The sequence below is a fragment of the Citrobacter sp. VF227 genome (genome assembly GCF_052950715.1).
On sequence record NZ_JBRFVF010000630.1, the window covers coordinates 1 to 433 of the forward strand.

The window sequence follows — 433 nt, forward strand, 5'->3', positions numbered from 1 at the left end:
CTGTATCGGTTCGGCATTGATTGTTCTGGAAGGCTTCTTACCGTCGAAAGAGAAAAAAGCCGCATAAAAAAATGCCGGATGGCGCTATGCTAATCCGGCCGACAATTTACTGCGATCTTTGTAGGCCCGGTAAGCGTAGCGCCACCGGGCAGACAGGCGGCAGCAATTTTAAAGAGCAACCTGCATGTCTAAATCAGTACAGAGTAACAGTGCGGTGCTGGTGCACTTCACCCTTAAGCTCGCCGATGGCTCCACCGCAGAGTCAACCCGCAATAACGGCAAGCCCGCGCTGTTTCGCCTGGGCGCCGGTTCTCTGTCTGAAGGGCTGGAGCAACACCTGCTCGGGCTAAAAGAAGGCGATAAAACCACTTTTGCTCTGGAGCCGGATGCCGCCTTTGGCGTGTCAAGTCCGGACTTAATTCAGTATTGCTCG

At 53.8% G+C, this 433-nt stretch carries 1 protein-coding gene; it reads left to right on the forward strand.

What is annotated here, in order from left to right:
• Positions 1–184: 184 nt before the first annotated feature.
• Positions 185–433 (forward strand): FKBP-type peptidyl-prolyl cis-trans isomerase (fkpB, locus tag ACU8YC_RS28265; RefSeq protein ID WP_446896430.1); only part of this gene is annotated, 249 nt, incomplete at its 3' end.